This is a genomic window from Flammeovirga kamogawensis, from assembly GCF_018736065.1.
GTDB lineage: Bacteria > Bacteroidota > Bacteroidia > Cytophagales > Flammeovirgaceae > Flammeovirga > Flammeovirga kamogawensis.
Genome location: NZ_CP076128.1, coordinates 3,271,712 through 3,293,719 on the forward strand (window position 1 = coordinate 3,271,712; position 22,008 = coordinate 3,293,719).

The following is a 22,008-nucleotide window of genomic DNA, read 5'->3' on the forward strand; positions in this document are numbered from 1 at the left end:
GAAACCTATATAATTATTAATACAGAATTATAATTCTGCAAAGAAGTCATTTCCTTTATCGTCAACAATTATGAAGGCAGGGAAGTTTACAATTTCGATCTTACGAACTGCTTCCATTCCTAAATCTTCAAAATCAACTAATTCTACAGATTTAATGTTTTCTTTTGCAAGAATTGCAGCAGGACCACCAATAGATCCTAAGTAGAACCCGCCATGTTCGTTACAAGCATCAGTTACTTGTTGAGAACGGTTACCTTTTGCTAACATAATCATAGAACCACGTTTTGCTTGGAAAGGTCCAACATAAGGGTCCATTCTACCAGCTGTTGTCGGTCCAAATGAGCCTGAAGGCATTCCTTGAGGTGTTTTTGCAGGACCTGCATAATAGATAGGGTGATTTTTGAAATACTCTGGCATTTCTTCACCATTATCTAACATTTCTTTGATACGTGCATGTGCAATATCACGTGCTACAATCAAAGTACCTTTTAGGTTTAAACGTGTTTTGATTGGGTAGTTAGAAAGTTCTGCTAAAACTTCTTCCATTGGGCGGTTTAAGTCAATCTCTACAGGATTATCCATTTGAGATTCTTCTGTAGGAATTAAACGACGTGGGTCTTTTTCTAACTCTTCTAACCAAATTCCCTCTTCGTTAATTTTACCTTTGATGTTACGGTCAGCCGAACAAGAAACACCAATACCCACTGGGCAAGATGCTGCATGACGAGGTAAACGTATAACTTTTACATCATGTGTAAAATATTTACCACCAAATTGTGCTCCTATCAAACTTTCTTGACATATTTTCTGGATTTTTTCTTCCCATTCTACATCACGGAAAGCTTGACCACCCATATTACCTTCAGTAGGTAATTCATCATAGTAACCAGCAGATGCCTTTTTTACAGTAGCCATATTTGCTTCGGCAGAAGTACCGCCAACAACAAATGCTAAGTGGTAAGGAGGACAAGCTGCTGTACCAATAGATTTTAATTTCTCTTTTACAAAAGCCGTTAAACCATCTTCGTTTAATAAAGCTTTAGTTTGTTGGTACAAAAATGTTTTGTTTGCAGAACCACCACCTTTAGCCATAAATAGGAATTCATAAGAATTACCTTGTTCAGAGTAGATGTCGATTTGTGCAGGAAGGTTTGTACCTGTATTCTTCTCCTCAGTCATTGTTAAAGGAACAACCTGAGAGTAACGTAAATTTCTATTTTGGTAGGTATCAAAGATGCCTTTTGATAAATGCTCGGCATCGTTAGCTCCAGTAATTACACTTTCGCCTTTTTTACCCATTACAATAGCAGTACCTGTATCTTGGCAAGAAGGTAATTGTCCTTCAGCTGCAACAGCTGCATTTTCTAATAATGTACGAGCAACAAAACGATCGTTATCAGAAGCTTCTGGATCGTCTAATATTTTGGCAACTTTTTCTAAGTGAGCCGTTCGTAAATAAAACGATACGTCTGCCATTGCTTCTTTAGATAAAAGTTCTAATCCTTGAGGATCAACTTTTAAAAATTTACGACCATCAACATCAATTGTTGAAACATAGTCTTTTGTTAGTAATCTGTACTTCGTAGAGTCTTTCTTTATTGGGAAAGGCTTCTGATAAGAAAAGTCGCTCATTTGTATCTGTCTAATTAAATATCTGTGTCGAATATGCTGATAATGGTTAAAAATTATCAGATAGGCAAAAATACACACCGATAATGATTACATCAGTGAGATTAGTCATACTTGGTAAATAGATTTTAATGATTCTAATAAATTTTTGTATTCAAAACATAGAATACGTTTCAAAAATGAATATTTCGTAAAAAAATAAACGTTGATTCAACATTTTTTAATGGTTTTGTTATGCTTGCATAATAATTTTATTATATTTGGATAATGAATGTTATGCAAGCATACATTTTTAAGTGAAGAAATACTTTTGTAATACATACTTTAAAGGTAATTCCTCTGATAAAGCATCCAATAATCAACACATAAATAAACTCATTTGAGTTAATGTTCATCCAATAACAACACATAACAATACAGATATAGAATTATGAATACTGTAACCAATAAGAAGGCAATCAAAGGCGGAGAATTTTTAATCCGTGAGACAGAAGCAAATGACATTTTCACTCCAGAAGAATTTTCGGAGGAGCAAGTAATGATGGCACAAGCCACTAAAGATTTTATTGACCAAGAAATTACGCCTAAAGCGAAAGAAATTGATGGTCATGACTGGGAATTGGTAGAAAATATTTTTGATAAGGCAGGTGAACTTGGCTTACTAGGAATCTCTGTTCCAGAAGAATTAGGTGGTTTAGGAATGAGCTTCAATACATCTATGTTGATTGCTGATGTATTTGGAGAAGCAGGTTCATTCTCTACAACATATGGTGCCCATACAGGTATTGGTACATTACCAATTCTTTATTATGGTACTCAAGAGCAAAAAGAAAAGTATTTACCAAAATTAGCTACTGGTGAGTGGGCTGCGGCTTATGCACTAACTGAACCAGATGCAGGTTCTGATGCAAACTCTGGTAAAACTAAAGCTGTTCTTTCTGAAGATGGTAAGCACTATCTTATTACAGGACAAAAAATGTGGATATCAAATGCTGGTTTTGCAGAACTATTTATTGTTTTTGCAAAAATTGGTGATGATAAAAACTACTCTTCATTTATTGTAGAAAAGTCGTTTGGCGGAATTACAATGAACGAAGAAGAAGAGAAATTAGGAATTAAAGGTTCTTCTACTCGTCAGGTATTCTTTAACGATTGTAAGGTTCCGGTAGAGAACATGTTATCTGAAAGAGGTAATGGTTTCAAAATAGCAGTAAACATTCTAAACATCGGACGTGCTAAATTAGGTGCAGGTGTTTTAGGTGGATGTCGTGCAGTAATTAACCATTCAATCAGATATTCAAAAGAAAGAAAGCAGTTCAAACAACCGATCTCTAACTTTGGAGCTATCAAGCAAAAACTTGCTCAAATGGCAACAAAAACATATGTAATTGAGTCGATGTGTTATAGAGCTGGTCAAAATATAGAAGACCATACAGACGAGCTTTTAGCAAGTGGTATGGACGATGCAAAAGCAAAATTAAAAGGAGTTGAGCAATTCGCTATTGAATGTGCAATTCTTAAAGTCTTCGGTTCTGAAGTCTTAGATTTTGTAGTTGATGAAGGAGTTCAGGTTTATGGAGGTATGGGCTTTTCTGCTGATGCTCCAATGGAAAGAGCTTACAGAGATGCACGTATTTCTAGAATCTATGAAGGTACAAACGAGATTAACAGAATGCTTCTTGTAGGCATGATGATTAAGCGTGCTATGAAAGGTGAACTTGATATTGTATCTCCAGCAATGGATGTAGCAAAAGAATTAACAAGCGTACCTTCTTTCGAAACACTTGATACATCTGTATTATTCACTACAGAAAAAGATATTTTAAAACGCTTGAAAAAAGCAGCATTGATGGTAGCAGGTAGAGCTGTTCAAGTATTTGAAGCTAAAATCAATGATCAGCAAGAAATTTTAATGAACGTTGCTGATATGCTAATTCAAATTTACGCTGCAGAATCTGCAATTCTTCGTACAGAGAAGTTAGTCGAAGAAAAAGGTGAAGCTGCAGCTAAGCAACAAATCAACATCTCTAAGATATTTATTCGTGAAGCAGCAGAAGCTGTAGCTGTATCTGGTAGAGAAGCAATTGCAGGTATTGCCACTGGCGATGAGCAACGTGTAATGTTGATGGGCTTAAAACGCTTTACAAAGTATGAATTAGAAAATGTTCATGCATTAAGAAGAGAGTTAGCTGATGAATTAATTGAGAAAGAAGCATATCCTTTCTTCGTAGTTTAATCAGATAATAATAAAAGAAATTTACCAAGAACTTCTTCTTTTTAGAAGAAGGGAACGGTGAAATAGGACGATTAAATACTTGGTTACATGAAAAAAAGCCAACCTGTCTCGGGTTGGCTTTTTTATGTTTAAACAGATGGAGGTAATTCAAAAGTTGTGATTTTACTTATACAAAAGTTTATATTCGTGAAATTTAACTCAAATTATACACTTTTAATTATTTGTCAATTCTAGAAATAGAGTACTAGATAATTATATAACCAAAACTAACAATGAAAATTATAGACCTCTCTAAGCCAATTCAATTCAATAAAAAAGATCCGTGGTTTATGCGTGTAAAAATTAAGCATAAACCCCACAAAAAGGCAAAATGGTTAATTAGGTTATTTGGACTACCTTTTAAATTATTTCCGAAAGGATTTACGGGTTGGGCAGATGATACTATAGAAAAAATGGGTGTTCATTCAACTACTCATATAGATGCTCCTTGGCATTACTCTCCAACCGTTGCAGGCAAAAAAGCAAAAACGATTGATGAAGTTCCTTTAGACTGGTGTTATGGTGATGGGATTGTAATTGATATGGAACATAAAATTGATTTTGACCCAATTACTGTTGCTGATATTAAGGAATTCCTGACTGCTCAAAATCTGGTTTTGAAAGCAGGAATGATTGTTTTGATTAAAACAGGAAGAGACAAGTTTAACGGTACAGAAAACTTCCATAAAATTGGAACAGGAATGAGTGCAGAAGCTACTCATTTCTTAATCGATAGTGGAATTAAAGTAATGGGTATAGATAGTTGGGGATGGGACTTACCTTTACCTTATCTAGTTGAACAAGCAAAAAAAACAGGTAATTCTGAATTATTTTGGGAAGCTCATTTGGTTGGTCAAGAGAAAGAGTATTGCCATATGGAACAATTGGTAAACTTAAATGCGTTGCCTTATTCAGGGTTTAAAGTAGCAGTTTTTCCACTTAAAATTGTTGGGGCATCTGCTGCTCCAGCTCGTGTAGTAGCAATGATGGAAGAGTAAATCAATTTGCTTTTTTGTATAAAAATAAATTAAAACCTCCACTTTATTATTCGTAGTAAGGTGGAGGTTTTTCTCTTTTAAAGGAGAACTAAGCATTGTTACATGTCTTTATAAATCAATTATTGAAATTTTCAATGTTTACTTGTTAAGTGATTGATTATCAGTGTTGTGTGATCTTTTTAAGAGCCTTTTGTCTATTGTTTTTTTATGGATGTAGCATTGATGTAGTACTACTAGAGAGTTCATGTAGCATAAGATTAATTGTATTAACACCCGTTTACGACTTAAAATTGTGAGAGATCTGACGATAACTTTTTTATCAGAAATATGTCTGACAAAAACACGAAGAAGTCTCGATATAGTAACATAACCAGCGACAAGGAAAAGTTACTTGAGATGATTGAAGTGCGAAAGAAGGAGACTGACGTACTTCAGAAATTATTGAATCTATTAAAGATGAAATAATTTCTAACCAATTCAATTTTTAAACGCAAAACGGACTATCAATGAAAATTCATCTACTAAGAGTATTGGCTTTCTTGATGTGTTTATTTTTTGGAGTATTAAATGCTTCAGAAAGTTATGCACAAACTCCTATTTCTTTTTCTAAAGGAGTAGCACAAGGAGTGATTAGAGTAAAGTTTAAAGAAGCCACAGATTCAAGGTTACAAATTACACCTATGAATGGGGGAGTTGCCACTTTAGGTATTGCTTCTTTTGATGCAACAGCCCATCAATATGGTGCAGAAAATATGAAAAGGGTATTCCCTTACAATGCTAAGTTTGAACATAAACTACGTAAACATGGTTTGCATTTATGGTATCAAATGGATGTACAATCTAATGTCTCATTAGATGCAGTTGTGCAATCTTTTTCAAATTTGCCAGATATTGAATTAGCAGAAACAATTAAGGAAAAGCAATTAATTGAGCCAGATGCGAAGTTTGAACCAATCTCAAAAGAGCAGATTCAAACATTAACTGATACTGCTCCAGTAAATGATCCTTTATTATCAAAACAATGGCATTACCATAATGATGGTTCTGGTACTTGGACAAAAGGTGCTGATGTAAATCTATTTACAGCATGGGAAACAACAATGGGATCTAATAATGTAATTGTATCAATTCATGATGAAGGAATTGATGTCAATCACGAAGATTTGAAAAATAATATCTGGATTAATGAAGCTGAATTAAATGGAGTTGAAGGAGAAGACTCTGATGGGAATGGTTATATAGATGATATCTATGGATGGAACTTCTCTTCAGCTTCAGGAAGTATTGCTGCACAATCTCATGGTACGCACGTTGGTGGTACAGTTTCAGCAGTAAATAATAATGGAATTGGAGTTGCAGGTGTTGCAGGTGGTGATGGTGAAAACCAAGGAGCGTTATTAATGTCTTGCCAAATTTTAGGAGGACCACTTGTAGATGTTGCCCCTTCTTACATTTATGCTGCTAACAATGGAGCTGTAATTTCTCAAAACTCATGGGGATATACTACGGCAGGGTATTATGACCAAGTAGTATTAGACGCAATTGATTATTTTATTGCTGAAGCAGGTGATTATGAAGGAGCACCAATGAAAGGTGGTATTGTTATTTTTGCCTCAGGAAATAGTAACAATGATGGAGAATGGTACCCAGGGTATTACGAACCGTGTTTTACTGTGGCATCTACTAATCCGAATGATCAAAAAGCAAATTACTCTAATTATGGAGATTGGATCGAATTATCTGCTCCAGGTGGAGAAACAGCTTCAGCATTAACAAATGGAGTATTATCAACTTTGCCAGGTAATGATTATGGTTTTTACCAAGGTACGTCAATGGCATGTCCTCATGTATCTGGTATTGCAGCTTTAGTTTTATCACATTTAGGAGGAGAAACAATGACTCCTAATCAGTTGAAATCTCAATTATTAACAGGAGTGGTTAGTATTGAAAGTCAAAACCCGAGTTATGAAGGGAAATTGGGTTCAGGTAGAATCGATGCTTCTTTTGCTTTAAAAGAAAATGAAGGACTACTTCCCGATGAAGTTAATTCACTTGAAGTGGCTTATGCGGGAGTAGATCATATTGCATTAAAATGGCAAACTCCTGCGGATGAAGATGATGGACAAGCTAGTACTTTTGAAATCTATTATAAAGAAGGCACATTTGATTTAGATTCTGCAACAAAAGTTGTAGTTAACTCAGCAAGTGGAATAGGTGAATGGAATGAATATAGAATAAATGAACTAGCAGCTGAAACTGAATATTCATTTGCAATATTAGCAATAGATAGATGGGGTAATACTTCATCGTTATCAACTTCAATTATTGGAGCAACAAACTTAGGTCCTAAACTTATATTATCTAAATCATCTTTATCTATAGCAGCAGATATAGTAACCTCTCCTACTGCCAATGATGAGATTATTTTTCAAAATGAAGAAGAAGGTAAATTAAGTTATTCTTTAGAGACAAGATATAAGAATCATTATCCAAAGAATTATACAATATTGTCTGCAGGTTCTATTGCGAAAACATCAAATATGGGTCGTGAAAATTCTCCCAAAATTGATGTGATGTCATTAAATGATCATTCTGAATTGGAAGATTTTGAAGATCAATATTTTGAATATTGTAACAAGTGGTTCTCTCCTACTTTTTTTATTGGAGATAATGATTTGACTAAATCAAATACAGCTGCTGTAGCGTTTATTGCTCCGGAAGGAGGTTTTAACCTTACAGACTTTGAAATATTTTTAAATGATCTTACTGAAGGCAAAACAAAAGTACAGGTATACCAAGGTAATATTTTAAGTTCAGCAATTTTAAAATGGGAACAAGAATTAGAACCGCAATTAAGAGATATCCATTACTTTACTTTGGAAGAACAACTATATTTTCCAGAAGGAGAAGTATTTTGGTTGGTGACGAGAATTCCATCAGGAAATAAATATCCACTTGTAATTGGAGATTATAACTTTACAAAGGAAGGAGAAGATAAAATGTTCTATAGTAATGACGATGGAAAATCATGGTCTTATTTGATAGATGCAGTAGGTGACAAAACACAATCATTTTTATTTTCTGCAATTAGTAAAAATCCATCAGTAGGTGAATTTATTACATTAGCACCTGCTTCTGGAGACGTTTTAGGACACTCAGAACAAACTATAGTTGCTACTGTAAATGCTTCTACATTAGTAAATGGAACTTATACTTCTGTTTTATTTATAGAATCGAATGACCCTGAAGAACCACTGAAGAAGTTAAATATTTCTACTAAAGTAGAAGGTCATCCTTCAGCTATTAAAACATTTGATATAGTTGACTTTGGTAGTGTTCAAGTTGGGCATGAAAAAGAATTAATAATTGAGGTAGCCAATTATGGTTATGGTATCTTCAAATTAGCAAATAATGTCACTACAGAAGGAAGTACATCATTTGAGTTGACGGAGAAACCTTATACGTTTTATGCTAGAAAAGTAAATCAAATTACTTTAAAATACACACCTACTCAAGCTGGAGTTGAAACTGCTAAGTTTACTTTTACAGATGATACTTATGGAGGATCATTCGAAATTAATCTTACAGCTGTAGGTATTGAACCTTCTAAAATAGAGGTTACTCCGTCAGAACAAGCTTATACTCTTCCTTTAGGGGAAACGGATACAGGAGTATTTACAATTAATAATTTAGGCAATTATCCATTACAATATTCAATTCCACTGTATGATGAAGATAGAGAGGAGGGTGTACATCGTTTTGGTTATTCATGGGACTTAGTATCAGATAATTTTGTATGGGAAGAATTAGAGGATCAAGAGGATGTTCTTGATTTCACGCAACAGTTTAAAGACAATTCATTCTTAGATTTTATTGATATTGAATTAGGATTTGATTTTCCTTTCTTTGATACTTTAGTTAATGAAATGCATGTATCTCATGTAGGTATGATTGCTTTAGATACTAAAGACCCTGTAAATGGTAGCTGGGGTAAGCTATTAGGATCAGATTTTACATCAAATGGATATGTTGCAGGTTTATATTTATACACAAACATTGGTTTAGATACTAAATTCCTTTATAAAAGGTTTAGTGATCATGTAGTGATGGAGTATAAAAACTTGTATACACAAGCAAGTGAAGATAACTTTAATGAATCTCATAAAATTACATACCAAATTGTACTTTATGCAGATGGTAATATTGAATATAGATACCAAGATGTATGGGGAATTAGAAATTCAAACGCTCCATTTATTGGTGTAGAAAGTCCTGATAAACAAGATGGTTTTTATATCTATGAGAATTCTCAACAACCTGAAAAATTATTTACTTCTAAGAATTCAAATGTAACGATTAAAGTAAATCATCCCGGTAGAAAAATAGCAAGAAACTTAAGCAGTGTAAAAGGTATAGTACCGGTAGGTCAATCTGTTGATATTACGTATGATGTAGTAACAGAAGGTTTAGATGAGATGAGAAATACGCAAAACTTATCAATCTTTACAAACGACCCAATAACACCTTTAGCTCATTTTACTTTACATGCAGATGTAATTAGTGGTGGAGAAGCAATTATTACGAAAACAAGAGATGATTTACCTTTTGGGGATGTATACAAAACAGCTTCACCATCTATTGTTGTGATGTTTAGAAATCAAGGTAATAAGCCAATTACTTTTACTTCTGCAGTTGTAGAAAATGGATTATTTGAAGTAGATAAAAATACTTTTACAATTGATCCTCGTCTATCAGAAACATTGAAAGTATCTTTTACAGCAACTGTAGATGGTCTTTTAGAAGATAATTTAATTGTCACAGATGAATTAGGTACAGTGTATACATTTCCTATTACAGCAAATGTTATTCACGCACCAATGATTAATGTTGATAACTCAGAGCATTTCTTCACATTAAATGCAGGAGAAAGTGATATGTTGTCTCTAATTGTTGATAACTCAATGGGTGAGGCTGATTTGGAAGTATTACCAATGGGTTCTCATTGGTTATATGAGGAAAAAGAAATGCAACCTGCAAGTGTAATTCCAAACTATTCATATGCTTGGAAAGATAACATGAAAGAGTTATCAGGTTTTGAAGACCTGGAATCTCCTTCTTATCAATTTATTGATATTACGAAGAATGGAGAAAAGATAGATTTAGAATTAGATGATTATTGGAAAGCAGTAAAATTACCTTTCTCTTTCAACTATTATGGAATAGAATACGACAGTATTTACATTGGTATTCACGGTCAAATGAGTTTTAACTATTACCATGGAGCTCCTTTAGGAGATAAAATTTGGTATCCACTAGAAATTCCATTTGCACATGATATTAATAATTTGGTTGCTCCTTTATGGATGGCTGGTGAAACAGATTATTATGATGAAAACCCTAATAAAGGAATCTGGTACTATGAAGACGATGAGAAGTTTGTAGTTACTTACGAGCGTTACCAGCATTTTGCTAGTATTATGGGAGGTCATACCACTGCAGAAACGATTTTCTATAAAGATGGAAGAATTAAAATGCAGTACAAGACTTGGAATCAAACAGGTGTTGACTTCTGGAGTAAATGGCTAACAATTGGATTAGAAAATCAGGATGGTACTGAAGGTGTAATGGTTAACTTTTACCGTTCTTACATCCAAGATGGTTTAGTAATTGAGTATACTCCTACTGAAAAAACAATTATACCTGCAGGTGAATCTAAAACATTGCACTTTGCTGTTGATGCAGAAAACTTATTGGACGGTCAATACAAAACAACATTGGCTTTACACAGTGAGTCTCCAAATAATGAAAAAGTAGAAGTTCCTGTAAACCTTACAGTAAATGGTACTGCTACGCTACAATGGGATAAAGAAGTAATTGATTTAGGCGATTTACTTTGGTCGCAAGGACAATCTTTAGAAGTAATTCTTAATACACAAAATATTGGTACAAAAGGGTTAGATCTTATGGAAATGAAATCTATAAGAGGTACAAATCCTGTTATTGAAATTTGGGGTTATAATTTAGATTGGAACGGGAATCCATTTGGAGATCCTTTATGGAAAAATACAGCATTCTTTGATCCAATGTGGGCTCCATGGCCGGGTATTTCTCCTTTAGAAGATCTTCCAACAAGAATTACTATTTCTCCAATGGATAGTGGTGTGTTCTTAGATTCTATTGTTGTGAATGATAACATGGGACTTACAGATACATTAGTGATTAAAGCGAATTTAATCTTACCTCCTAATATGGAAATAGCAACAGATACTATTCATCAAATTTCACTTGATAACCAATCAATTATTATGGATGAAATAGTTGTTAGTAATGTTGATGGAGCTTCAGATTTAGCTTACACAGTAGAAGTAGAATATCCAAGGCAAGGTTTAGTAACTAGTGCTTCAGTTTTCAATTCAGAAAGTATAGTTACTCCACTTTCAGCTACTCGTATGCATTCAGTAGCATCAGGAATTGGCACATTAAATACTGAATTTGATGATGAAATCAATTATTACAAAGGGTATGAAAAAGCAGGAGGAATTGGTTATGGAGCAAATAGCTTTAGTACATTAACAAAATTCAAAGCACCTAAAACAGGCTTCAATTTATCACATGTTTCTACATGGTATGTTCCTGCAGGTTTAGCAAATGCAGATTTAATGATTACAATTGGAGTTGGAGATATTGACAACCCTACTGTTTTACATCAAGAATCATTCACAACAGAAACGGCTTTTGATGATCTAGAAGGAGAGTTACAATCATTTGAGTTAAGTAATACAGTTCAGTTTTACCCTGGTGAAACGATTTATATGATTATTACTTATCCATTTGGTCCTGCAAGACCTCAAGGTTTTGTAGAATCAGCAGAAACAATGTCTGATATATCATACATAGAGGTAAATGGAGCTTGGTTAGATGTCACATCAGATAATCGATTCCCATTATTATTATGGATGAATGCACTACATCAGTCAGAAGGAATTACTCCTTGGGTTACTTTATCTTCTTTTGAAGGAACAGTTGCAGCGGGAAGTTCAGAAAAAATTGATGTTACTTTTACTCCATCAAACACTTTCACTTCTTATGAGGAAGCCATGTTTAATTTTACGAGTAATGATAAATCAGCTGAGATAGAAACAGTTGTTACTACATTAACATCAAACACAGCTCCTGAATTTATAGAAATTCCAACAATTGTAGAAATGGATGAAGCTTCTGAGAGAATGATAAAAGTAGTTGCTCTTGATAAAGAAGGTCATACTATCTCGTTTACTATTGACGAAAATGTTTTAGTAAACAGTACTTCAATTGAAGATGATACTTTATTAATTACACTGTCTACAGATTATGATAGCGAAGGAGAACATGAATTAAGAATAGCTATTACTGACGAGCATGGAGTATCATCATCTGCTGAAATTCAAGTAATAGTTCATAATGTAAATAGAGCACCAGAAATGATTGCTCAAGATACGTTGTTCTTACATTTAGGGGATACACCTAGCTTCTTAAATCCTAGTGAAATCTTTATAGATGCTGATGGAGATAAATTGACTTACGGTATAGCAGCTTCTGATGATGGAAAAGTAATGGCATCAATGTCTCAAGGGCAGTTTGCAATTCTTGGTTTAGTCGAAGGTGTAACAGAAGTAGCACTAATTGCTACAGATGTACATGGTGCTTCTGGAATGACAATGCTTGTTGTTGATGTATCTGAAAAAGAAATAGAAGAGGAAGAAGAATTACCAACGGTTGTTGATAAGAATGTCTTAGAAAAAATTAATCTAAGAAACTATCCAAACCCAGTACATAATAAAACAACTTTTACCTTTACTTTACCTCAACAAGGTGATGTAGTTATTCAGATTTTTAATTTGAATGGAGTAGTTGAAAAAACAATTTCGATGGGTACTTTAAGTAATGGAAATCATGAATTAAATGTAGCTTTTCCAGCTCTTTCTAATGGTATTCATATCTATACAATATCAATTAACGGTACTGTAAAAACATATAATAAATTGATAAAGAAATAATTGGATATAAAATGAATAATGAATAGAGAAATCTATTTTGAAACCACCAAGGTATTGCTTTGGTGGTTTTTTTCCCTATTTTTTTATTCCATCAATTATTAAAGATGTATAGTTAGGTTTTCCATCAAGATTTCGTTTATCATTTTTAAATGAGCGTTGAATAAAACCATTTTCTTCTTTCCAAGGGTTTTGATGAAATTGATGTGACTCATCAAAATATTCAAGTTTTCGAGTTGTAAACCCGGCTTCTTGTAACATCGTTTCAAGACTTTGATAATTATATAGAACTTTATGATCATCAGCACCAGCACCCGTTCCACCTGGTTCTACTTTTTTAATATATTCAGTATTTTGATGAAAACCATCAGGCACTGCAATTCTTAGAATCCCACCTTTTTTTAGATAAGAAAAACAATTAGAAGCAGCAATTAAACCATCTTTAGGGTGGAGGTGTTCCCAAACATGCTCACCTAAAATATTATTGATAGACCCTTTTCTAAAATAACTATTCCAATCTTTTTCATTGAGAATATTTAAAGCGTGTATATCACTTGGAACCCAACCTTCCTGAAAAATATATGAGCTTCCAACAACTAATTTAGGATTGGACTGATTAAGTAATCGATATCTTAATTTAAATTTTTCATATATAGAAATAGCTTTAGAATAGAGAGTGTTCATTTCAAATAATTAAATTTTAGTTCTACAAATAAGCGAATCAAAAGATTTACTTAAAAAATTTATCAGGGTAATTCATTAAAAATAATTCAGATTTAGCCCTAGTAATTGCGGTATATTGCCATCTGATAAAATCGGTATCCACCATATCATCTCTTAAAAAACCGATGTCTACAAAAATAGCATCCCATTGTCCACCTTGAGATTTATGACAAGTTAAGGCATATGAGAATTTAACTTGTAAAGCATTCAAATATTCATCTTCTCTAATTCTTTTTAGTCTCACTCTTTTATCTGCAATTTCTGCGTGTTCTTCTAAAACAGCATTGTATAATTTTCTGTTTTCTTCTCTTTCTAATTGAGGAGTAAAAGAATGAAGTGTATCCAAAATAATTTTAGCTTCAACAGTAGGGTGGTCAGTATAATCAAGAAGTCTGAAGCGGATATCACAAAAACGGAAACCATACTTCTCTTCTACTCCACCAACACTTGTCACCTCAATAAATTCACCATTTGCAAGAAAACCGGCAGGGGAATCATCGTCTAGCCAAAAATAATTATTTCTAACAATCATAAGATAATCTCCTGCATCAAGCTCTTCTTCTCTATAATGAATTTGTCTTCTTATATATTGATTGTACTGTGTTGCAGCTCTGTTAGAACGTGTAATAATTACTGTATTTTCAATACCATATTTATCGTATCCATAGAGTAAACCATCTTCTAATTTGTCTGATCCCATTTTATAGATATCAGAAAAGGGAGAAGTAGTAAACTTAATTTCTTGTTGCGAAATTAATGCATTTCTTAGTGTTGTAGCGTTATATAAAATTCCAGATTCAGAAGCCTGTCTGACTACTTCTGTAAGTTCTAAACTTTTGACATTTAAGCGAAATACATTTTGTAGATATACCTCGTCTAAAGCAGGACTAATTTCTTGTTTTACAGGAGGAAGTTGAGCAGAATCTCCTACTAAAAATAATTTATTATTAGATTTTGGATCTTCAAAGACATAATTAATTAATGATGATAACAGACCCTCTCCACCCGGGTGAGATTGATCATCAACCATAGAGGCTTCATCTATAATATAAACAGTATTTTGTGCCGTGTTTTTTTGTCGTTGAAATTGAAGTATACCTGTATCAGGATCTTCACTTTGATTAAAAATGATACGATGTATAGTAAATGCTTTTCTCTTTGCATAAGAAGACATCACTTTAGCAGCTCGACCCGTAGGTGCTAACATTATTGGTTTATAGCTATAAAATCGCAGAATGTTAGAAAAGGCTGTAAGTACAGATGTTTTACCAGTACCAGCGTAACCCTTTAATAAAAATGTATTTCTACGTGTACTTTTTTCTAAAACAAAATCATCGAGTAACTCAAAGAGTGTTTTTTGTCCATTTGTAGGCTCAAAAGGAAATGAGGCACTTATACGTTCTGAAGGTGTGATCATCGCTATATTCTAGTTTTTTTAAGATGCTCTCATAGCTTCAACCGGGTCCATTTTTGCAGCAGATACTGCTGGAGCTAATCCAGAAATAATTCCAACAAAAGCAGATATACCTAATCCAATAACCAAGTTTTGGAAATTTAAGGTTATCACAAAAACATCTGTTGATAGTAGTGACAATAAGGAGACTAAAAATAAACCACCTATACCACCAAAGAAACTTAAAAACATAGATTCACATAAAAATTGTAATAGAATAAAATAGTTTTTAGCACCAAGTGCCTTTTGAATGCCAATCTGGGATGTTCTCTCTTTTACCGAAACAAACATAATATTAGCAATACTAAACCCACCTACAAGTATAGAAAACATACCTATAATACCTCCAGCAATTTTTAAAGATCCTGTTATTTTATCAATAAATTCAACAATAGCATCTGTTCTATTTAATGCAAAATTGTCATCATCTTTAGGACGTAACCCTCTTTTAATTCGTAATAAACCTCTTAATTCTGCCAAAATTTCTCCCATATCAGTATCACGATCGTATCCTTTAGCAATAAGATTGGTAGATACCCATCTGCCTTTAGAAGCATATATTTTTATAAAAGAATGGTATGGAATTAAAACGAGTTCATCATTACTAGGTGTAGGTATTAAACTTTCACCTTGTTTTTCGAAAATACCAATAACTAGAAATTTTTGTCCTTTTGTTTTGATCATTTTCCCTAATGCATCTCCTCTTGGAAACAATTGTTGAGCTACTTCAAAACCAATAACAGCTTTTTGTACACCAGCAGACATTTCATTGGTAGTGAAGTATCTACCTTCTCCAATAGGCATTGAATTGATTTTATTGTATTCAAAAGAAGCTCCTACAATTTTACCATCCTCAAAACTATTGTTTCTGTATTGAAAAGTATTACCACCTTTTGCTTCGTAAATTGCAATTGATTTAACCCACTTGGCATTGTCTTGAATAAATTTATACTCACTTTCATTAGGACTAGGTCTTCTGTAATATTTCCACCAAGGGTACTCCCCTTCTCCAAAAGAAAAAGGCCATTTACCAACATAAACAACTTTATCACCAAAAACTGATAAGCTACTTTGGATACCATTATTGAGTGCATCCACTAAAGTGAATATGGCAATAATTGCAAAAATACCAATCGTAACTCCTAGTAATGAGAGGATTGTTCTTAGTATATTTTCTTTCAGTGCATGTACTGCAAACCGAAAACTTTCAAAAAAAAGTCTTAGAAAAAGCATGTTTATCGAAAAAATGATAGAAAATTGATAATAAAACCTGTATCTAAAAGATTGTTTGGAAATTATCTAATCTTTATTTGTTAAATTTACCGTCTTGATTTTCAAGGTACGCATTTTGTGTGTATTAAGTAAAGTTAAGACATATATCGATATTTATAGATAGAATATAATACGTAATTTCATTCCATGAAGCTATCCCAATTTCAGTTTGATCTACCAACAGATCTAATCGCTCAATATCCAGCGGAAAATCGTGATGAGTCTCGTTTGATGGTACTTCACCGTGCTACAGGCAAAATTGAACATAAAATGTTCAAAGACATCGTAGATTATTTTGATGAGGGCGATGTTTTGGTAATGAACAATACCAAAGTTTTCCCTGCTCGCCTTTATGGTAATAAAGAAAAGACAGGTGCTAAAATTGAAGTTTTCTTACTTCGTGAACTAAACAAAGAATCTCATTTATGGGATGTTTTAGTAGATCCTGCTCGTAAAATCCGTGTAGGTAATAAATTGTATTTCGGTGATGGCAGCTTAGTAGCTGAAGTTATTGACAATACAACATCAAGAGGTAGAACTATCCGTTTCTTAGTAGATGGAGAAGATGAAGAATTCTACAAAACAATTGAGGAATTAGGAGAAACACCTATTCCAAGAGATTTAGAGCGTGAAGCAGAAGCTTCTGATAGAGACCGTTACCAAACAATATTTGCAGAAAAGAAAGGTGCTGTTGCAGCTCCTTCTGCTGGTTTACACTTTACACCTCAAATTGCTAAACGTTTAGAAATTAAGAGTGTAGAAATGACTCCAATTACATTACACGTAGGCTTAGGTGCTTTTAGAGATGTAGATGTGGAAGATTTGACAAAACATAAAATGGATTCTGAACACTACGAAGTAGGTGCAGAAACTGTTGATGTTGTAAACAAAGCATTAGGAGAGAAGAAAAACGTTTGTGCTATTGGTACAACTGCTCTTCGTTCTCTTGAAACATCTGTTTCTGCTTCTAATACATTAAAAGCAAATGAAGGGTGGACTGATAAATTTATCTTCCCTCCTTACGACTTTAAAATTGTATCTTCTATGGTAACTGGTTTCCATAAACCAAAATCTACTTTGTTAATGATGGCTGCAGCTTTTGGTGGTTATGATTTAATGATGAAGGCTTACGAAGAAGCAATAAAAGAAAAGTACCGTTTCTTAAGTTACGGTGACGCAATGTTGATTCTTTAATTAGAATAATATTGTAAATTAAACATACAATAGAGTGTATAGAATTAGGGTTCTATAACCTTTATTGTATGTTTTTTAAAAAAATGTAAAAAAAAATCGCATTAAGGGAAACCTTAATGAAGTTAAACCGTATATAGAATGACCAAAGTTGACGTTAATGTTGTACAAGAAAATGATTACACTTTTATTGATGTCGTCGGTGAATTAGATGCAAGTTCTTCTGTAGATTTAGATACTAAGCTTCAGGAATGCATTGATCGTGGCGATAAGAAGTTACTAATCAATTGCGCAGGGTTAACATACATTTCTTCTGCAGGTATTGGTGTTTTTACATCTAGATTAGATGAAATAGAAACAGAAAAAATCGGAATGGTACTCTACAATGTAGGAGCCAACATTAGAAGTGTATTAGAAATCTTAGGTGTAGATCAATTTTTAAACTTGGCAGCAAATAAAGAAGAAGCCACAAAAATTATTCAAAGCAGTAATGTTTAGAACCAAAGTTAACTGTGAAACCGCCAATTTACATACGATACGAGAGTTTATACTTTCGTCATTGGAGGGATACAGTGTACCTATTTCTAAACGAGACATGATTGTTGTAGCTGTAGATGAAGTTTGTGCGAATAGAATGATTCATTCTAACAACTGCGATGCTACCAAAGAAATTGAAGTGACCGTAACAACAACTATTGATACTAAAGGTGTTGTTATTGAGATTAAAGACGACGGAGAAGCTTTTGATATTAAAGCCTATCAATCCCCAACTATTAATGATGTAATTAAAGAACATCGTAAAGGTGGAATGGGATTAAGATTAGTAAAAAATATTATGGATGCAGTTCAAGTTGTACAAGTTGGAGACCATCAGGTCTGTAGGCTAGTTAAACAGCTTTGAATTCATTTTTAAAAAAAGAGACATTGAAAAATGTCTCTTTTTTTTATTTTTATAATTTGTTTCGACTAAAATATTTATAAAATAATTTTTTGATCTTACATTTGTTCGGTTACTCCTTATTTCTAGATACACTCCGTATCTGAAGTGCATTAACCAAGAAAAAATTTAGAAGATCTTTTTGAGTTATATCGCCATGAAAGAAGTTTTGCTTAGCAATGTTCGAGTTTCAAACACAACATCACCTTACCATAATAAAAGTGTATCTATCTTAATTAAAGATGGAACTATCCAAACAATTTCTACTTCTAGTATAGATGCTCCTGATGCAGAGAATATTGTCGGAGACAACCTTTGGGTTTCTACAGGATGGTTTGATATGAGGTCTTCTCTTAATGAGCCTGGAGAAGAGTTTAAAGAAGATATTGCTTCTTTATGTAAAGCTGCGGCTTTTGGCGGTTTTACAGATGTAGCAACATTACCCAATACTAAACCTGTTATTCAATCCAAAGAAAGTATTCATTTTGTAAAGCAAATGAGTTTATTTCAACCTGTGCAATTGCACCCTATGGGAGCTTTAACTAAAGATTGTAAAGGAGAAGAAATGAATGAAGTTACTGATATGTACAATGCAGGAGCAGTAGCTTTTACAGATGGGACCCATTCTTCATGGCATTTGGGTGTGGTTAAAAGAGCTATTATGTACATGCAAGGTTTTGATGGGCTTATGATTGAATTAGCTGATGAAAAGACGCTAAATAATGATGGGCATATGAACGAAGGTATTCCAAGTACTTTGATGGGTACAAGAGGTATTCCTAATGTTGCAGAATGGCTAGCTATTCAAAAAATTCTTTCTTTACTAACTTATACAGGAGGAAGAGTACATTTTGCAAATATTTCTGCAGCTGAATCTGTAGATTTAATTCGTAAGGCAAAAACAGAAGGCTTACAAGTAACATGTGATATTGTTGCACATCAGGTAGCATTTACAGACGAAGACCTTTCTGATTTTGATACTTTTAAAAAGGTAACTCCCCCATTTAGATCAAAAGCTGATATAGAAGCACTTTGGGAAGGACTTAAAGATGGAACTATTGATGCAATTGTATCATCACATACACCTTTAGATACAGAATCTAAACGTTTAGAATTTGATTTAGCTGATGCAGGTATTATAGGTTTAGAAACAGCTTTTGCTTCTATCATTTCGAACCTACCAAAAGATATTTCTGTAGATCTCATCATCGATAAATTGACAACATCACCTAGAAAAATTTTAAAGGTTGAAGAACCAAAATTAGAGGAAGGTGCAAAAGCTTGTCTTACAGTATTCGCTCCAGAAACTTCTTGGACTTTTACAGAAAATGATATTCAATCAAAATCAGATAATTCTCCATTTATAGGAAAAGAATTAAAAGGTAAAGCAGTAGCGATTGTCAACAAAGGGCAATTAGTGAAGGCTTAGTTTCCTTTTTAAAAGATATATTGAAAACACCATTATGAATGTTTTAGAGCATTTGTAGTGGTGTTTTTTTGAATATAAAAAGTGATTATTGCCCCAATAAAAAGAGCTGAAATATCTTTGACATTAAAGATGCCTAAAAAAGGGATAAAGTAGCTTAATAATTCATGTAAAGAGAGTAACACAAAGGAGATAATCACATCATTTTTTTTTCTTCTTAATGGATTTTGAAAACATCCAAAAAAAGTACAGCCTATCGGGAAGAAAAAGAGATTACTAGCCATATCTGCTAAACCAAAATCATTAATATTATTAGTGTAGATATATGGTCTGTAACAATTGTTCAGAACGAAAGCCAAACTGAAAAATAGCACGAACAAAAGGAAATAATAACTTTTAATTTTTTTGTGTAGAATATGCATGATCAATATAGAAAATACTTCTTAATAGAATTGGAGTTTGGTTTAACAGTTAGCTCGTAGAAATTTTCAAATAAATATCTTTTTATAAAGATACTATTTTAATAAGATTTTCTTTCGAAGAATATTCTAAGAAAAAGAATTAACTTAAAGAATAGATTTTAATGGTATCACTGCTTATAATCTTTTATTGATATGCTTTTTACATTATTAATTATTGCAGTCATTTTAGGTTTTGTTTTCTATTGGATAAAGTTCAATGATAAACGCTTAATTAACTATGGTAAACTTTCTTGGCAGAAACACTTGACGATTAAAGGACAAGAATTTTATCTGGAAGAAGCTCATTTCAAGACTTACCATGATGCTCATGCAAAATATTTTAAAGTAGTAGATAGCATTGCACACTATGGAGATGTTCTAGATCAACAATACGACTTATATGACTGGAATTACTCTACTTTTCAATTTGAAGATACCTTGATTGATATACGTTATTTTAGAAGTTCAAGTACTATAAGGTTGATTAAGAGTGTAAAACCAATGACTATCAAAGAGTATGAGTTAATTAGTAGTGAATTATCAGAAGAATTCTTTAAACAGCTTAAAAAGAACAATTAATTCAAATTGGTGATTTCTTGTAGTATTGCTTTTAAGACATTAATCGCCACACTATTACCAAATTGTTTATAAGCTTGATTGTGAGCAGAGATAATTTTAAAATCATCACTGAAACCTTGAATTCTAGCACACTCTCTAGGAGAAAGTTTTCGAACTTTATTTCCTACCTTATACAAGCCTGTTTTATCACCTACTCCACCGCCATAGGCTGATAATGTGATTGCATGCCCTCTTATATCATAAATTCTTTCTCCTTGCCCACCTTTGTTTACACGCCCTATCTGAATAGGTCTGTTAGGAAGAATATCCTCTCCTATTTTATTTTTTTTAGGTTGATATTTCTTATAAAAATCAATATCTGTTCTCGTGACAATTTTAGCATCAGCCTTTTTTTCTAAGAAAGATTGTAATGCAATAGTGTTGTTTTGGGGTTTAGGGAAAGAAAAATGAACTATTGGAATGTCTTTTCTAAAACAAACAAAGTAAATTCTTTTTCGGTTTTGAGGTAACCCAAAGTCAGAAGCATTGAGTACTTTGTAGTACACTTGATAACCTAATTCATCTAAAGTGTTAAGTACGACTTTTATTGTATTGCCCCCATCATGTTTCTCAAAGTTTCTGACATTTTCAAGAAATAAGAATTTTGGCTGATGAAATTTTACAATACGGGCGATATCAAAAAAGAGTGTTCCTCTCGCATCTTCAAACCCTTTTTGTTTTCCAGAAACAGAAAAAGCTTGGCAAGGAAAACCAGCACATAAGATGTCATGTTGTGGATTTTTTTTTTCATCAATCAATGTGATATCTCCATGAGGCTTAATGTGATAGTTATGCTTCATAAGTATCAGAGGCATATTTATCCCATTCAGAAGCAAAAACACATTCTGCTCCAAATGAGGTTAAGGCCTGATGAAATCCTCCAATGCTAGCAAACAAATCTATAAATTTTAATCCTTTAATATTCATGAAAATACTACAACTACTTCTTAATGAAACTACGATATTAATAGATTGCTGTGGTATATTCAAAT

14 protein-coding genes are annotated in these 22,008 nt (G+C 33.1%); 8 read left to right on the forward strand and 6 right to left on the reverse strand.

What is annotated here, in order from left to right; all coding sequences use genetic code 11:
* Positions 1-27 precede the first annotated feature (27 nt).
* Positions 28-1,632, reverse strand: coding sequence for a fumarate hydratase (locus KM029_RS13070; protein ID WP_144073689.1), 1,605 nt, complete (start codon positions 1,630-1,632; stop codon positions 28-30).
* A 427-nt stretch (positions 1,633-2,059) separates the two neighbouring features.
* Here KM029_RS13070 and KM029_RS13075 point away from each other — a divergent pair, with 427 nt between their 5' ends.
* The 3 genes from KM029_RS13075 (at position 2,060) to KM029_RS13085 (ending at position 12,938) form a co-directional block, all read left to right on the forward strand.
* Positions 2,060-3,865, forward strand: coding sequence for an acyl-CoA dehydrogenase family protein (locus KM029_RS13075; RefSeq protein WP_144073690.1), 1,806 nt, complete (start codon positions 2,060-2,062; stop codon positions 3,863-3,865).
* Between the two features lie 272 nt (positions 3,866-4,137).
* Entirely contained in the window at positions 4,138-4,902 is a 765-nt protein-coding gene (locus KM029_RS13080) for a cyclase family protein (protein ID WP_144073691.1), read from the forward strand.
* Positions 4,903-5,408: 506 nt separating this feature from the next.
* Positions 5,409-12,938 (forward strand): S8 family serine peptidase, encoded by a 7,530-nt coding sequence (locus KM029_RS13085; RefSeq protein WP_144073692.1) that lies wholly within the window; start codon positions 5,409-5,411, stop codon positions 12,936-12,938.
* A 75-nt stretch (positions 12,939-13,013) separates the two neighbouring features.
* On the opposite strand, the gene KM029_RS13090 is transcribed toward KM029_RS13085, so the two are convergent.
* The 3 genes from KM029_RS13090 to KM029_RS13100 are packed head-to-tail and all read right to left on the reverse strand — an operon-like array spanning position 13,014 to position 16,344.
* Complete coding sequence (locus KM029_RS13090; RefSeq protein WP_144073693.1) at positions 13,014-13,619, reverse strand: class I SAM-dependent methyltransferase; 606 nt, start codon at positions 13,617-13,619, stop codon at positions 13,014-13,016.
* A 46-nt stretch (positions 13,620-13,665) separates the two neighbouring features.
* Positions 13,666-15,075 (reverse strand): ATP-dependent DNA helicase, encoded by a 1,410-nt coding sequence (locus KM029_RS13095; protein WP_144073694.1) that lies wholly within the window; start codon positions 15,073-15,075, stop codon positions 13,666-13,668.
* 18 nt (positions 15,076-15,093) lie between these two features.
* Complete coding sequence (locus tag KM029_RS13100; protein ID WP_144073695.1) at positions 15,094-16,344, reverse strand: ABC transporter permease; 1,251 nt, start codon at positions 16,342-16,344, stop codon at positions 15,094-15,096.
* Positions 16,345-16,530: 186 nt separating this feature from the next.
* On the opposite strand from KM029_RS13100, the gene queA reads away from it, so the two are divergent.
* From queA to KM029_RS13125, 5 genes are all read left to right on the forward strand, one after another.
* Positions 16,531-17,577 (forward strand): tRNA preQ1(34) S-adenosylmethionine ribosyltransferase-isomerase QueA, encoded by a 1,047-nt coding sequence (queA, locus tag KM029_RS13105; RefSeq protein ID WP_144073696.1) that lies wholly within the window; start codon positions 16,531-16,533, stop codon positions 17,575-17,577.
* A gap of 138 nt (positions 17,578-17,715) precedes the next feature.
* A complete protein-coding gene (locus KM029_RS13110; RefSeq protein WP_144073697.1) occupies positions 17,716-18,072 on the forward strand; it encodes an STAS domain-containing protein in 357 nt (118 codons plus the stop codon).
* A complete protein-coding gene (locus KM029_RS13115; protein ID WP_126617416.1) occupies positions 18,065-18,475 on the forward strand; it encodes an ATP-binding protein in 411 nt (136 codons plus the stop codon). The genes KM029_RS13110 and KM029_RS13115 overlap by 8 nt, the downstream gene beginning before the upstream one ends.
* A gap of 193 nt (positions 18,476-18,668) precedes the next feature.
* Positions 18,669-19,940: a dihydroorotase gene (locus tag KM029_RS13120; protein WP_144073698.1), complete on the forward strand. Its 1,272-nt coding sequence runs from the start codon at positions 18,669-18,671 to the stop codon at positions 19,938-19,940.
* 611 nt (positions 19,941-20,551) lie between these two features.
* On the forward strand, positions 20,552-20,977 hold the full coding sequence (locus tag KM029_RS13125) for a hypothetical protein (protein WP_144073699.1): 426 nt from the start codon (positions 20,552-20,554) through the stop codon (positions 20,975-20,977).
* On the opposite strand, the gene KM029_RS13130 is transcribed toward KM029_RS13125, so the two are convergent.
* Together KM029_RS13130 and KM029_RS26940 are read right to left on the reverse strand one after the other, a co-directional pair.
* Positions 20,974-21,816, reverse strand: coding sequence for a DNA cytosine methyltransferase (locus KM029_RS13130; RefSeq protein ID WP_240050299.1), 843 nt, complete (start codon positions 21,814-21,816; stop codon positions 20,974-20,976). The two genes, KM029_RS13125 and KM029_RS13130, sit on opposite strands and share 4 nt — an antisense overlap.
* On the reverse strand, positions 21,806-22,006 hold the full coding sequence (locus KM029_RS26940; protein WP_240050300.1) for a DNA cytosine methyltransferase: 201 nt from the start codon (positions 22,004-22,006) through the stop codon (positions 21,806-21,808). The genes KM029_RS13130 and KM029_RS26940 overlap by 11 nt, the downstream gene beginning before the upstream one ends.
* Positions 22,007-22,008: the final 2 nt, after the last annotated feature.